Origin of the sequence: Planococcus sp. PAMC 21323 (genome assembly GCF_000785555.1) — a bacterium.
Lineage (GTDB): Bacteria > Bacillota > Bacilli > Bacillales_A > Planococcaceae > Planococcus.
Genome location: NZ_CP009129.1, coordinates 183,398 through 196,969 on the forward strand (window position 1 = coordinate 183,398; position 13,572 = coordinate 196,969).

Genomic DNA, 13,572 nt, shown 5'->3' on the forward strand with positions numbered 1-13,572 from the left:
AAAATGAAAAAGAAATGGTTAACAGGAATTTTTGCATCTGTATTGGTATTGGGAGCTTGTGGTTCAAATGAGGGAGCAGAAGAAGAAGGCGGTTCAGAGTCAGGCGATAAAGTTGAATGGCGTTTTGGACATTTAGCTGATGAAAATCACATTTGGCATAAAACAGCTTTGAAATTTGAAGAGCTAGTAGAAGAAAAATCAGATGGTCAAATGGAAATTACCATTTACCCGAATAACTCGCTTGGTGGCGAAACAGATACAATCAACTCGATTCAAGCAGGGACAGCGGACATGGTTATTTCAGGTGAAACATTGCAAAACTGGGCTCCTAATGCGGCTTTGATGGCAGTACCTTATGCTTTCCGTGATTTAGATCATGTAAAGTCTGTGGTTGAAGGTGAGATTGGCGAACAAATCAAACAAGAAATTGGTGAAGAAGCGGGATTGAAAGCTCTTTACTACCATACGCGTGCTCCGCGTAACTTAACATCGAACAAAGCGATTACTTCTCCAGATGACTTGAAAGGATTTAATATGCGCGTGCCAAACGTTCCATTGTTCTTAGATGTATGGCAAGCTGCTGGTGCATCTCCACAAGTAATGGATTTTAACGAAGTATTTACTGGATTACAACAAGGTGTAATTGATGGCCAAGAAAATCCAGTAGATTTAATCAAAAGTGGTGGGTTAGCTGAAGTTCAAGACTTCGTGAACCGTACTGAGCACGTTTACTCATGGATTTACATTTTAGTAGGAAACGATCAATACGATGCACTTTCTGATGAGTTGAAGCAAGTGGTTCAAGATGCTGCTGCAGAAGCACAAACTTTCGGTGATGATCTTTACGAAACGGAAATTGCTGCAGTCGAGCAAGACTTGATGGATGCAGGTATGGAATTTGTAGACGTTGACCAAGATGCTTTCCGTGAAGTCATGACACCAGCTGTTGAAGCTTCGTTATCAGAAGAGCAATTAGAATTATACAAACAGATCCTTGCAGTTGAATAATATGTGAGTAGGGCATATTTGGCTGCGATAGCCAAATATGCTTTTCCATTGAGGAAGGAATGAGTTCGGATGTCACAATTCCGGAAATTAATCGACCAAACGCTCGCTTTTTTGACAGTCCTCAGTTTTGCGGGCGTTATCATCATTGTTACCATTCAAATCATTTCACGCTTTACTCCAATGTCCTTTATTTGGACAGAAGAATTGACGCGTTATCTTTTCTTGTACGGTATTAGTTTTGGTGCACCATTGGCTTTAATGCGCAATGAATTTATCAATGTAGATATGATTCTTAACAGAATGCCAGACAATTTCCGTAGATATTATGAAGTCGTCATATACATGGCTGTTATATTATTGAGTTCGGTAATGGTTGTTCAAGGATATAATTTTACACTGCTTGGTGACAAGCAAAGTTCAGCTACGATGCCTTTCCAAATGTCCGTAATCCATGCATCGTTATTGATCATGAGTGTATTCCTAGTGTTTTATGCCGTTATAAAAATTATCGACCTCATAAAAAATAAACAAGACTATAGTCAGAATTACGGAGGTGACGATAACTAATGGCTACACTTCTCTTTGTATCCTTTATCGCTTTGATTTTTCTAGGTGTACCGGTTGCTTTTAGTTTAGGATTGGCATCGTTTATCTACCTAATGATAGCAGGCATTCCACTCAATATTATTCCACAGCGAATGTTTGGGGGATTAAATTCATTTGTGTTGTTATGTATTCCAGGATTTATCTTGGCGGGAAATTTGATGAATGCGGGTGGTATCACGCAAAGAATTATTAAATTTGCTAACGATCTTTTTGGTCATATCCGCGGTGGATTAGGGCTTGCAAACGTAGGAGCTTCGATGGGCTTTGCTGGGATATCAGGTACAGCACTTGCAGATACAGCAAGCATTGGTTCTATTTTAATACCAGCGATGAAAAAAGAAGGTTATGGTTCAGGATTTTCAGCAGCTGTAACTGCATCTTCTTCAACTGTTGGTCCAATTATTCCACCGTCTCTTCCGATGATTATTGTTGGAACCTTGGCATCGTTGTCGATTGGAGATCTGTTTTTAGCCGGAGCACTTCCGGGACTGCTCCTTGGTATAGGCTTAATGATTCCTACTTACCTTATTTCGGTTAAACGAAACTATCCGAAAGGTGATCGTCAGCCGATTAAAGTCATTTGGAAAAGCTTCACGGGAGCTTTTTGGGCATTATTAATGACGTTTATCATTCTTTACGGAATTTTAGGCGGTTTCTTTACACCAACAGAAGCATCTATTATTGCTGTTCTTTATGCATTTGTTATTGGTATTTTCGTATACAAAGAATTGCCAATTAAGAAAATACCAGAAATTATGTTGTCTTCTATGACAGCGACAGCGTCGATTATGTTGTTAGTCGGCTTTGCTAATTTATTTGGCTGGATTATGGTGCGTGAACAAATTCCACAATTGGTTGCAGAATCGATTTTGGGCATTTCAACAAATGCGATTATTGTTATCTTATTGATCAACCTCTTGTTATTGTTTGTTGGGACGTTTATGGAAACGATTGCGGCTTTAGTTATTTTGTTCCCTGTCTTGTTGCCAGTTGCGCTAACAGTTGGGATGGATCCTATTCAATTCGGCGTTATGATGGTCTTGAATTTGGTGATTGGATTGGTAACTCCGCCGGTAGGTGTGTGTCTCTTTGTGGCTTCTCAAATTGGGAAAGTATCTATCGGGAAAACCTCAAAAGAATTGTTGCCATTTTTAGGAGTCAGTTTAGCGGTGCTGATGCTAGTCGCATTTGTACCTCAAATTACGTTGTTCTTACCAAATTTATTTGAATAGGCGGTTGTAAATATGAAAGCAGTGCAAGTTCCAGAAGCACATAAAATACAAATTATTGAACAAAAAAAACCGGAAATTCAGCAAAGTAATGAGGTTTTAGTGAAAGTGAAACGCGTAGGTATATGTGGTTCAGATATGCATATTTACCACGGTACGAACCCACTCGCGACTTTGCCACGCGTTGTTGGACATGAAGTAACTGGTGAAGTAGTAGAAGTTGGTAATGCTGTTGAACAGTTGAAAGTGGGCGATCATGTCGTAGTAGAGCCGATAAATTATTGCGGCGAGTGCTACGCTTGTAAAAAAGGTCGTCCAAATGTTTGTGGGAAATTATCTGTTTTTGGTGTTCATGAAGACGGAGGCATGCGTGAATTTATCGTCTTACCTGAAAAACAATTGCACGCTGTGGACAAAGAATTGGATTGGGACGAAGCTGTTTTGGCAGAGCCGTTTACAATCGGGGCTCAAGCAGTATGGCGTGGAAATGTTGAAAAAGACGACACCGTATTTATTCAAGGATGCGGCCCAATCGGAATTTGTATCTTGAAGCTTGCGAAAATAGCAGGAGCGACCGTTTACATGACGGATTTAAATGAAGAGCGTTTAGCTTTTGCGAAAAAGAGTGGAGCAGATGAAGTCATTCATGCGGGCAATGAATCGATAAAAGATCGTCTTCTCGAATTAACTTCTGATGAAGGAGTCAATGTCGTAATTGATGCAGTTGGGATTCCGACTACAGTAGAACTGAGCATTGATGTAGTTTCGCCAGCAGGTAGTGTGGTCATTCTTGGGTTTGACGAGCGACCTTCTGCAATTGCACAATTACCAATTACCAAAAAAGAAATTAACATCGTTGGTTCAAGGTTACAAACCAACCAATTTGGAAAAGTCGTAAGCTTGATGAACAGTGGTGCATTAAAGTCAGATGGATTAATCACGCATAAGTTTTCATTAGATGACGTACAAGAAGCATTTACATTTGTTGAAAATAATCCGGATAAAGTAAGAAAAGCATTAATCGTATTTGAGTGAGGAGAAATGTAGATGATACCTAAAATGGAAGTGTACCAACAACTTTTAGATGCAAAAATCGTTGCGGTCATACGCGGAAAAGACGCAGACGAGGCAATTGCGATTGCAGAAGCTGCTGTTAATGGTGGGTTAAAAGCAATCGAACTAACGTATACAACGCCTAATGTTGCTCGCGTTTTTGATAAACTAGCGGGTTCTTCATCTGCATTAATTGGTGCAGGGACAGTACTAGATGCTGAAACAGCTCGACATGCATTGTTACACGGAGCAGAATTTATTGTAAGTCCAAATTTTAATCCGGAAATTGCTAAAGTCTGCAATCGTTATAATGTGCCTTACTTACCAGGCTGCATGACGATTAAAGAAATGGTACAGGCTACTGAGTGGGGCTGCGATATTCTCAAACTGTTTCCCGCTAACGGATTTGAGCCATCTTTTGTCGGTTCAGTCAACGGCCCATTACCTAAAGTTCGCATCATGCCGACAGGAGGCATCAATATTAACAATATGAATGCTTGGCTGGATGCAGGTGCGGTAGCAGTTGGAATCGGTAGTGATTTAACAAAAGCCTATCGTTCAACTGGAGAACAAGGTGTAACTACATTAGTTAAAGATTATTTAAACGAGCTAACTTAACAGAGGAGGGCACTCATGGATATTACATTTCGTTGGTATGGACGCGATAATGATAGCGTGCAACTAGAACAAATTAAACAAATTCCAGGAACGAACGGCATTGTTTGGGCACTTCATCAAAAGCCTGCTGGAGAAGTTTGGACGAAAGAGGAAATAGCTTCAGAAGTAGACTATATTAAGTCTCACGGCTTTCATGCGGATGTTGTGGAAAGCGTTAATGTTCATGAATCCATTAAATTGGGCAATGAAGAACGCGATCAGTATATTGAAAATTACAAAGAAACGATCCGCAATTTAGGCGATGCTGGCGTTAAAGTCATCTGCTATAATTTCATGCCAATATTCGACTGGACACGTACTTCTTTGTATCATCCACTACCTGATGGATCAACGGCTTTGTTTTTTGAAAAAGAAAAGATTGAATCTCTAGAGCCAGCAGAACTGATTGAAACAGTTGCTTCTGCTTCTGATTTAACACTTCCAGGCTGGGAACCAGAAAAAATGGCACGGATTCAAGAACTTTTTGCTGCATATGAAGGAATGGATGAAGAAAAGTTGTGGGAAAATCTCGCATATTTCCTAAAAGCGATTTTACCAATAGCGGAAGCGAGTGGTATTCAAATGGCGATTCATCCGGACGATCCACCATGGTCGATTTTTGGATTACCACGCATTATGACAGGAGAAAAAAGTTGGGAACGACTGATTTCTATTTCGGATTCTCCTGCTAATGGCATCACATTCTGTACAGGATCGATGGGTGCGAATCCAGATAATAATATGGTCGATTTGGCTTCAAAATATGCTAAACATTCACCATTTGCACATTTGCGGAACGTTAAAATTTTCGATAATGGCGACTTTATCGAAACCTCCCATTATACACAAGACGGCTCAATTGATTTGAATGGTGTGGTTCGTGAATTGTCGAAACAAAACTATACCGGCTATGCGCGTCCAGATCATGGGCGTCATATTTGGAACGAAGAATGCAGACCGGGATATGGTTTGTATGACCGGGCACTTGGAATTATGTATCTTCTAGGCTTATGGGATGCATACCAAACAAAGTAGAGGAGGGATATCATGTTTTCATCTCATGAAAATATCGCAGGACGAACAGCCGTAATTACAGGAGGGAGTGGCGTCCTTTGTTCAGAAATGGCGCGTCAGCTCGCTAACCAAAAAGTAAATGTGGCGATTTTGAACCGGACTGTTGAAAAAGGTCAAGACGTAGCAGATGAAATCAATAAAGCGGGCGGACAAGCAATTGCTGTAGCTGCTGATGTGTTGAACCGAGAATCTTTAGAAGCGGCAAAAAAGAAAATTCTTGAAGCTTATGGTCGAATCGATATCCTTATTAATGGTGCGGGAGGCAATCATCCAGACGCTGTGACAGATATTGAAATTCATGAAGAGGAAGCATCAGGAAAATCATTTTTTGAACTAGAAGAAGATGGGTTTTCGCGCGTATTCGCAAGTAACTTCACGGGTACGTTCTTAGCTAGTCAAGTTTTCGGTAAAGAATTATTGAAGCAAACTTCACCCGTCATTTTAAATGTTTCTTCAATGAGTGCTTATGCACCGATGACAAAGGTACCGGCATATAGTGCTGCTAAATCAGCGGTCAACAACTTTACGATGTGGATGGCTGTTCATTTTGCAGAAGAAAACTTACGCGTCAACGCAATTGCACCTGGTTTCTTCCTGACAAAACAGAACAAAGACTTATTGACCCATCCGGATGGATCATTAACGCCGCGTTCTGGAAAAATCATGGCGAGTACGCCTATGAAGCGCTTTGGCAAACCTGAAGATTTAATAGGAACGATGCTATGGCTAATCGATGAAAATTATTCCGGTTTTGTAACAGGAATTACAGTTCCTGTAGACGGCGGATTTTTAGCTTACTCAGGAGTATAATAACAGTATTTTAGTGACTGTACAAAGGGGTGTTGGAATTTATTCCAACACCCCTTTGTTTTTGTTATCACCAAAAAAAGACTGTAGAAACTCGATTTAAACGAATATCCTACAGTCTGAACATAAAATTACTTTATTTCACTATTCATCAAATCGCCTAGCTCATCCCAATTTTTAACGCGTGGTAATTCTAAATGACGGTTATAAGATTGATCTTTAACAATTACATTCACAGGTTCATGTACTAACGTATTTAAAACGGCAGGCTTGTCATCGAAATAATAGTCTAGTTGTAAATCTTTAATGATATCCACTTTTTCCGAATCTTTCATGCCGCAGAAAAAGTTTTCCCTTATGATCGGGAAACCTTGTTTAACCATCCAGCTGAATGTATCTTCCGTGTACGCGATTGGACGCGATGTGATATAGAAGATTTCATGACCATCCGATTCGAGCTGCTTTAATAACTCAAGTGCCCCGGAATACAGCGGGCATTCAGTGAAATACAAAAAATCTAAAGAGCGATTCCACATATCCTTACCTTCTTCGTCACTCAAACCGAATGCCTCATGTATTTCTACACGATTTAACTCATGGAAAATCGCGCTATCTACTTGTTGACCAAATTGCTTTTGGTAATAATGAAACGCGTATTCACGCAAATTAATCAATGTATCATCTATATCAAAACCGAATTTCATTTGCTGCTGCCTCGCTTTTCAGGATAGCCTGTAAATTTAAAGTCTTTGCCTACTTTACTAAACTCACCATCACGCAAATCAATGGCATCTTTCATCCATTCCACACCTGTTCCTTCAATAAAGGTAGGAGCCATTTTCCCACCCACTATTTTAGGGGCAAAGTAAAACACGACTTTATCGATTAAGTCATTTTCTAAGAATGCGGCGTTGATCGTACCGCCACCTTCGATAAACAGAGAAGAAATGCCTTTTTCACCAAGTGTCCGAACAACATCTAAAACATCGACTTGCGTGTCGTGACTTGTTTCGAAAATAGAAACACCTAACTTCTCTAATGCTTGTCGTTTATCGGTATCATAATTTTTACTGGTAAAAATCCACGTGTCAACAATGCCATCTGTAACGAGTTTGGAAACGAGGGGGATACGCAATGTGGAATCTAGTACGATGCGTATTGGATTGCGGCCATTTGAAATGCGTGCCGTCAATTCAGGGTCGTCTTCAATAACCGTACCGACGCCAACTAGAATGGCCATGTTTTGACTACGCATCAAGTGAACATCTAATCTTGCTTCTTCTGCTGTAATCCATTTACTGTCCAGAGAGTGTGTAGCAATTTTGCCATCAAGTGTAGATGCTGCTTTTAATGTCACAAAAGGAGTTTTGCTTACGATGAATTTATTAAAAACTTCATTCATCTGTTGTGATTCTTCTTCGCGAACGCCAACAATTACTTCGATGCCTGCTTCTTTCAACATCCGAACACCATTTCCTGCAACAATTGGATTAGGATCTAAAGTGGCGATTACTACTTTTTCAATTCCTGCATCGATAATGGCTTGTGCGCAAGGACCAGTACGACCAAAATGAGAGCAAGGTTCAAGTGTTACGTAAATTGTAGCGCCACGACTCATAGCACCTGCCATGCGAATCGCATGAATTTCAGCGTGTGGTTCACCAGCTTTTAGGTGAGTTCCGATGCCGACTATTCTATTGTCGTTAACAATCACGGAACCAACGAGAGGGTTCGGATCTGTTTGTCCTTTTAAGGTTTTCGCATTCGTAAGTGCAAGGTCCATATAAAAGTCATGGTTTGACATGCAAAATATCCTCCTCGTCCTTTAGGTGTCCAGAGCGTTCTATTTTTGTTTTTAAGTAGTCTTTATTGTATTTGGATTCATCTCCCCAAAGAGAGATTCTTGAAGCAATTTGTAACCCTGCTTTTTCGATAGCCGCGACTTTTTTAGGGTTGTTCGTCATCAACGTTACAGGCTTAGTACGGAGTGCTTGTAAGACAGCAATCGCGTCCCCGTAATTTCTAGAGTCATCCACGTAGCCCAATTGTTCATTTGCTTCGACTGTATCATAGCCATTTTCTTGTAGCACGTATGCCATTGCTTTACTGAATAAACCGATGCCGCGTCCTTCATGATTTGCTAAATAAAACAATGCGCCTGTGCCGTGGTCGGTAATTCGCTTCATTGATTGTTTTAATTGATAGCCGCAATCGCACCGTTTACTGCCAAAAATATCACCGGTATGACAAATAGAGTGCATGCGAACCAATGCTTCTTCATCATTTTGAAAATCTCCGTAAACAAGAACACTCGATTGCTGGTATTCAGCAAGGTTTGCTGAGTTAAGTTTTTCGATAATGCTCTCGTAATCTTCCGTAACCTCGTCAAGACTCAACCAGCAATACCAATTGAATACAAAGGTTTCTTCGTATAAATTCACAGGCAACCGAATTGGACCTACTAAGTAAACGGCACTCTCGTCAGTTTTAATCATTTTAATTTTTTCTTTTAAAATCGCGAAAACTTTTGGATCTAATTTCATATCTGTCATTCCAGTTGCCCCCTATATGACTATCTAGTTAATATCGTACTACATCTGGTTACTATAAGTAATTCATTAAGCTCGGCCTGTTTTTAATGATAATAATTATTGTTTAGAAAAGGGTGTTCACTGTTATAGTTGATATTAGTTATCAATTAGAAAGATAAATTCTCATTTGACTTGAATGTTCATTAAAGCTGTGTTATATTAACTACATTATAATAATTCTAAATAAGAAATAGGAGGAATAAACATGTTATCAGAAAAACTAACAAATGCATTGAACGACCAACTCAACAATGAATTGCAAGCGGCACATGCGTATACCGCAATGGCAGCCTATTTTTCGGAAAAAGGATATCATGGTTTTGCAAACTTCTATTTAATCCAATCAAAAGAAGAGCATTTTCATGCCATGAAGTTTTATCAGTACTTAGTGACGATGGATAAAAAACCAGTATTACAGGGATTGACTGAACCGAAAAACCATTTTAACAGTGCATTAGACGTTCTTGAGAATTCATTGGCTCAAGAGAAAAGTGTGACGAGCAATATTTACGCATTGGTCACATTGGCTAGCGAATTAGAAGAGCATGCGACATTATCGTTCCTCGATTGGTTTATCGAAGAACAAATGGAAGAAGAAAAATCGTTCCGTGATATTATCGCGAGAGTAAAAGCCATTGAAGAAGGCGGAGAGTACTTCTTGAAAATGGATGATGAATTTTCACAACGTAAGTTAGAAGCTTAATAGCAACAAAGCAGCACACCATAAAACGTGTGCTGTTTTTCTGCCTGAAAGGAAGTGAACTGTATGTCTGTAAAATATAAACCGGCTATTCATTTTAATCATGTGGATTTTTCATTTGGAACAACGCCTGTATTAAATGGTATTACCGGTTCTTTTCCAGAAGGAAAAATAACTACGTTAGTTGGTCCATCGGGAGCAGGGAAAACAACTTTATTGAAATTGTGCAACGGATTATTATCGGCACAATCCGGGGAAGTCTATATTAAAGACCGCGCTATTGAAAGCTACGAGCCAGTTGAATTGCGTCGTTTAGTCGGTATCGCACTTCAAAGTGCTCCTATGATTACAGGTAGCGTGTATGAAAACTTAACTTTGCCTTTAGAACTTCAAGGAGAATCGCTGTCGAAAGACGATGCGCTTGAATTACTACATGATGTTGGATTGGAAAAAGAACTTCTGGAGCGGAAAGTGAAAGATTTATCCGGTGGTCAACGTCAAAAAGTTTCCATTGCTAGAACCCTTGTTAATAAGCCTGAAGTTTTGCTGCTTGATGAAATTACTTCTTCTTTAGACCGTACTTCTTTAAGAGAAATCGAAGAATTAATTGTTAAAATCAATCGGAAATACCACACGACCATTATTTGGATTACCCATAACTTGCAGCAAGCGCTTGAAATTGGTGATTACACATGGGTCATGATGGACGGCGAAGTAGTAGAAACCGGTGAAAGTGAATTGCTTAAAGATCCGGTAAATGACAAGGTCAAACGGTTTGTCAGGGGGGAATCTGAATGAGCTATTTGACGTTATCGATTACCTTAATTTTTGTGTTGATCCCGCTGCTATTATCTAAAACTTTAAAGCTTGGATTAGAGAAAGACACCATTATCGCAACGCTACGTTCGATTGTTCAATTATTGGCCGTTGGTTATGTATTGAAATTTGTATTTGACTCAGACAGCTTGCTTTATATCTTTATGATGGTTGGTTTGATGGTCGCAGCAGCTACGCATAACGCGCAGAAAAAAGGAGCGGCAATTCAAGGCATTACAACGAAAGTTGCTGTTACTTTAATCTCTGTAGAGGTGCTTACGCAAAGTATTTTACTTGGCTTTAATATTACGCCAGCGACTGCACAATACATTATCCCAATCAGCGGCATGGTCATTGGTAACTCAATGGTGCTGTCGATTTTGTTCTTAAATCGTTTTACAGCTGAAGTCGAGTCAAACCAAGATCAAACAGAGTTGATCTTGTCTCTCGGTGGAACACCTAAACAGGCGATCCATAGACAATTAATCACATCGATCAAAGCGAGTATGATTCCGACGATTGAAAGTCAGAAAACGGTAGGACTTGTTCAGTTACCGGGGATGATGAGTGGTCAAATTATTGCTGGGGCAGACCCGATTCAAGCAGTTCAATTTCAGTTGCTCATTATGTTCTTACTCTTAACAACTGCTGCCGTGACGAGTGTCATGCTTGGGTTTTTATCGTATCCGACTTTATTTAATCAGCGAATGCAATTAATAAAAGATAAATAAATTTAACGAAAAAAGCCAAATTCGAATTACTCGAATTTGGCTTTTTTTATTAAGGATAAAACGTATCGATTTCAAACGCTCCTGAACCAGGTAATTTTTCTACTAAACTTGAACCGAAAAGACCGGCGGGCGTATAATAGCCGCCATCGATTTTTTCACTCAACAGACGACGAACGATATCAAGTGAACCATATACGGTTAAATCATAAACATTAGCGGTTTGAATACGAGCGACTTTCACAATACCCTCCGCATTTCTGGCCTCACCCCAAATATAAGCAGGTGTGTTAGCCCGGAATTCATTATCCGGACCTTTTACTCGTTTTGTTACTTGTTTCTGCAGTTTTTCTTTCATCCAATCGGACGCAAACAAAGGACCGGCTACTCCCATTAAACGAGCGCTTCGAACTTTTGATTTGCTCATCGGAATCCAAGTGGAAATGGTTGGGATACCAGTTGTATAGAAAGCGGTCGAAACATCCCCCCAAGGAATTCCCATAGCAGAACGCGAACCACGCCCAAAATCAACGGTTCGGTGTTGGCTGCCAAGTGCGACAGGTTCAAGTACGCCATTTTTTCGATGCATGCCGCTTGAGCCGAGACCTTGGATCATTGTTTTAAACGTACCCGGTGAAACACCAGAATCTGAATCGAACCCAAGAGATAATTCAATCGCATCGGGCAATTCTTCTTTTAACTTTAAAGCGGTACAGTCTGTTGGAATAACGTCAAAACCGACGCCAGAACAAAGAATAATATCTTTTTCTACTGCTTGAGCATGCTGGGAATGTGTATATTCAAACACAGAAATTTCACCTGTAATATCTAGGTAATGCGTCTTAGCTTGTAAGCACGCTCTAATCATTGGGTTACTCGTCTGTTCAAAAGGGCCTGCACAGTGAAGCACCAATTCAATGTCCTTTAATTGATCTACGGCCTGTTCATCTAACGGGAATACTTGGAATGCTAGAGACAGTTCCTCAGCTAAGTGCTTAACTTTATTGGCATTGCGTCCTGCAAGTATAGGTGACAATCCTCTCTTTACAGCTTCTCTAGCAATCAATTCTCCTGTATAGCCATTTGCTCCATAAATCATCCATTTTTTCATTTTATCGACTCCTTGTATTTCTCTATCTTACTTCATTCAATAAGAAAGATTAAAATCCTTTGTTTAATAATGATGCAGACAATTACTGGGAGAAAAAAGGATTCAGCGAAAATAGATCGAATTAGGAAAGGAAGAATAAAATCGGAAACTAAAGGGAGCGAGTTAAATGGCAAAGCTAAAGTTAATTCCTTACCGAGTAGAAGAAATAGCCGATCAAGCACCGCGAATTCCTAGAGGGGTACGGATGATTCAAGCGCCAGAAGTATGGCAATGGGCAGAGAAAGGAAAAGGGAAGGTTATTGCCATTCTAGATACGGGATGCCAGCCAGATCATCCCGATTTAGATGGTCAAATTATAGACGGCAAAAACTTCACGCCTGATTACAATGGAGATACGACGAACTTTGATGATAATAATGGCCACGGCACACATGTCGCAGGGACAGTTGCTGCTTCTTATCGAGAAAGCGGAGGCATAGCAGGTGTCGCTCCAGAAGCGCAGTTACTCGTTTTAAAGGTATTGTCTGGTGAAGGTGGCGGGGAGTATCAAGGAATTATCGACGGTATTCAATTTGCAATTGATTGGAGAGGTCCCAACGACGAACGTGTGCATGTGATTTCCATGTCTTTAGGTGGTCCAGAAGATGTTAAAGAATTACACGCAGTAGTGAAGCGGGCCGTAGATGCAGGAATTCCCGTCGTTTGTGCAGCAGGAAACGAAGGCGATGACAAATACGATACAAATGAATACGCTTATCCTGGAGCTTACGGGGAAGTGATTCAAGTAGGGGCTGCAGATTTTAACCGTAAGATTGCCAACTTCAGCAATACGAATGATGAAATCGATTTGGTAGCTCCAGGTGTCGATATTTATTCAACATTTCCGGGTGGCAAGTATGCTAGCCTTTCAGGAACTTCAATGGCGACACCGCATGTTTCAGGAGCGTTGGCACTAATTAAGAACATTGCCGAAAAAGAATTTGCTCGTGAACTGACAGAAGCTGAACTATATGCACAACTCGTTCGGCGTACCATGTCTATCGGCTACCCGAAAACCGCAGAAGGCAATGGTTTATTGGCATTAGATATATTGAATAAAATCGAACAATTATTTAAAGTGATCAACCAATCGTATAATACCGATGAAAAAATGGACCCAAGAAAATTTTAATCAGAGAAGCCACCCAACTTA

At 40.1% G+C, this 13,572-nt stretch carries 15 protein-coding genes; 11 read left to right on the forward strand and 4 right to left on the reverse strand.

Annotated elements, in window-relative coordinates; genetic code table 11:
* The first annotated feature begins 3 nt into the window (after positions 1-3).
* The 7 genes from PLANO_RS01050 to PLANO_RS01080 all read left to right on the forward strand — a co-directional run bounded on the left by PLANO_RS01050 (position 4) and on the right by PLANO_RS01080 (position 6,437).
* Positions 4-1,008, forward strand: a complete 1,005-nt coding sequence (locus PLANO_RS01050; protein ID WP_038702174.1) for a TRAP transporter substrate-binding protein — start codon at positions 4-6, stop codon at positions 1,006-1,008.
* Between the two features lie 69 nt (positions 1,009-1,077).
* Entirely contained in the window at positions 1,078-1,575 is a 498-nt protein-coding gene (locus PLANO_RS01055) for a TRAP transporter small permease (protein WP_038702176.1), read from the forward strand.
* The gene (locus PLANO_RS01060) at positions 1,575-2,846 is read left to right on the forward strand and encodes a TRAP transporter large permease (RefSeq protein ID WP_038702178.1); all 1,272 of its coding nucleotides are present in this window, start codon (positions 1,575-1,577) and stop codon (positions 2,844-2,846) included. The genes PLANO_RS01055 and PLANO_RS01060 overlap by 1 nt, the downstream gene beginning before the upstream one ends.
* 12 nt (positions 2,847-2,858) lie before the next feature.
* On the forward strand, positions 2,859-3,878 hold the full coding sequence (locus PLANO_RS01065) for a zinc-binding alcohol dehydrogenase family protein (RefSeq protein WP_038702180.1): 1,020 nt from the start codon (positions 2,859-2,861) through the stop codon (positions 3,876-3,878).
* A gap of 12 nt (positions 3,879-3,890) precedes the next feature.
* The gene (locus PLANO_RS01070) at positions 3,891-4,514 is read left to right on the forward strand and encodes a bifunctional 2-keto-4-hydroxyglutarate aldolase/2-keto-3-deoxy-6-phosphogluconate aldolase (protein ID WP_038702182.1); all 624 of its coding nucleotides are present in this window, start codon (positions 3,891-3,893) and stop codon (positions 4,512-4,514) included.
* 15 nt (positions 4,515-4,529) lie between these two features.
* Positions 4,530-5,588 carry a mannonate dehydratase gene (uxuA, locus tag PLANO_RS01075; protein WP_038702184.1) on the forward strand — a complete coding sequence of 353 codons (1,059 nt, stop codon included), beginning with the start codon at positions 4,530-4,532 and terminating at the stop codon, positions 5,586-5,588.
* A 12-nt stretch (positions 5,589-5,600) separates the two neighbouring features.
* Entirely contained in the window at positions 5,601-6,437 is an 837-nt protein-coding gene (locus PLANO_RS01080) for an SDR family oxidoreductase (protein ID WP_038702186.1), read from the forward strand.
* Between the two features lie 128 nt (positions 6,438-6,565).
* On the opposite strand, the gene PLANO_RS01085 is transcribed toward PLANO_RS01080, so the two are convergent.
* From PLANO_RS01085 to PLANO_RS01095, 3 genes are read right to left on the reverse strand one after another with little or no spacing between them, the layout of a single operon-like run.
* Positions 6,566-7,138, reverse strand: coding sequence for a 5' nucleotidase, NT5C type (locus tag PLANO_RS01085; protein ID WP_038702187.1), 573 nt, complete (start codon positions 7,136-7,138; stop codon positions 6,566-6,568).
* Entirely contained in the window at positions 7,135-8,238 is a 1,104-nt protein-coding gene (gene ribD, locus PLANO_RS01090) for a bifunctional diaminohydroxyphosphoribosylaminopyrimidine deaminase/5-amino-6-(5-phosphoribosylamino)uracil reductase RibD (RefSeq protein WP_038702189.1), read from the reverse strand. Before ribD ends, PLANO_RS01085 begins: the two co-directional genes overlap by 4 nt.
* Positions 8,225-8,986: a GTP cyclohydrolase II gene (locus PLANO_RS01095; RefSeq protein ID WP_038702190.1), complete on the reverse strand. Its 762-nt coding sequence runs from the start codon at positions 8,984-8,986 to the stop codon at positions 8,225-8,227. Before PLANO_RS01095 ends, ribD begins: the two co-directional genes overlap by 14 nt.
* A gap of 244 nt (positions 8,987-9,230) precedes the next feature.
* Here PLANO_RS01095 and PLANO_RS01100 point away from each other — a divergent pair, with 244 nt between their 5' ends.
* The 3 genes from PLANO_RS01100 (at position 9,231) to PLANO_RS01110 (ending at position 11,272) form a co-directional block, all read left to right on the forward strand.
* Positions 9,231-9,728 carry a ferritin gene (locus tag PLANO_RS01100; protein ID WP_038702191.1) on the forward strand — a complete coding sequence of 166 codons (498 nt, stop codon included), beginning with the start codon at positions 9,231-9,233 and terminating at the stop codon, positions 9,726-9,728.
* 63 nt (positions 9,729-9,791) lie between these two features.
* The gene (locus tag PLANO_RS01105) at positions 9,792-10,523 is read left to right on the forward strand and encodes an ABC transporter ATP-binding protein (RefSeq protein ID WP_038702192.1); all 732 of its coding nucleotides are present in this window, start codon (positions 9,792-9,794) and stop codon (positions 10,521-10,523) included.
* A complete protein-coding gene (locus PLANO_RS01110; RefSeq protein WP_038702193.1) occupies positions 10,520-11,272 on the forward strand; it encodes an ABC transporter permease in 753 nt (250 codons plus the stop codon). The genes PLANO_RS01105 and PLANO_RS01110 overlap by 4 nt, the downstream gene beginning before the upstream one ends.
* A 49-nt stretch (positions 11,273-11,321) precedes the next feature.
* Here the strand turns inward: PLANO_RS01110 and PLANO_RS01115 are convergent, their stop codons facing one another.
* Complete coding sequence (locus tag PLANO_RS01115) at positions 11,322-12,380, reverse strand: saccharopine dehydrogenase family protein (RefSeq protein ID WP_038702194.1); 1,059 nt, start codon at positions 12,378-12,380, stop codon at positions 11,322-11,324.
* Positions 12,381-12,546: 166 nt separating this feature from the next.
* Here PLANO_RS01115 and PLANO_RS01120 point away from each other — a divergent pair, with 166 nt between their 5' ends.
* A complete protein-coding gene (locus PLANO_RS01120; RefSeq protein WP_038702196.1) occupies positions 12,547-13,551 on the forward strand; it encodes a S8 family peptidase in 1,005 nt (334 codons plus the stop codon).
* Positions 13,552-13,572: the final 21 nt, after the last annotated feature.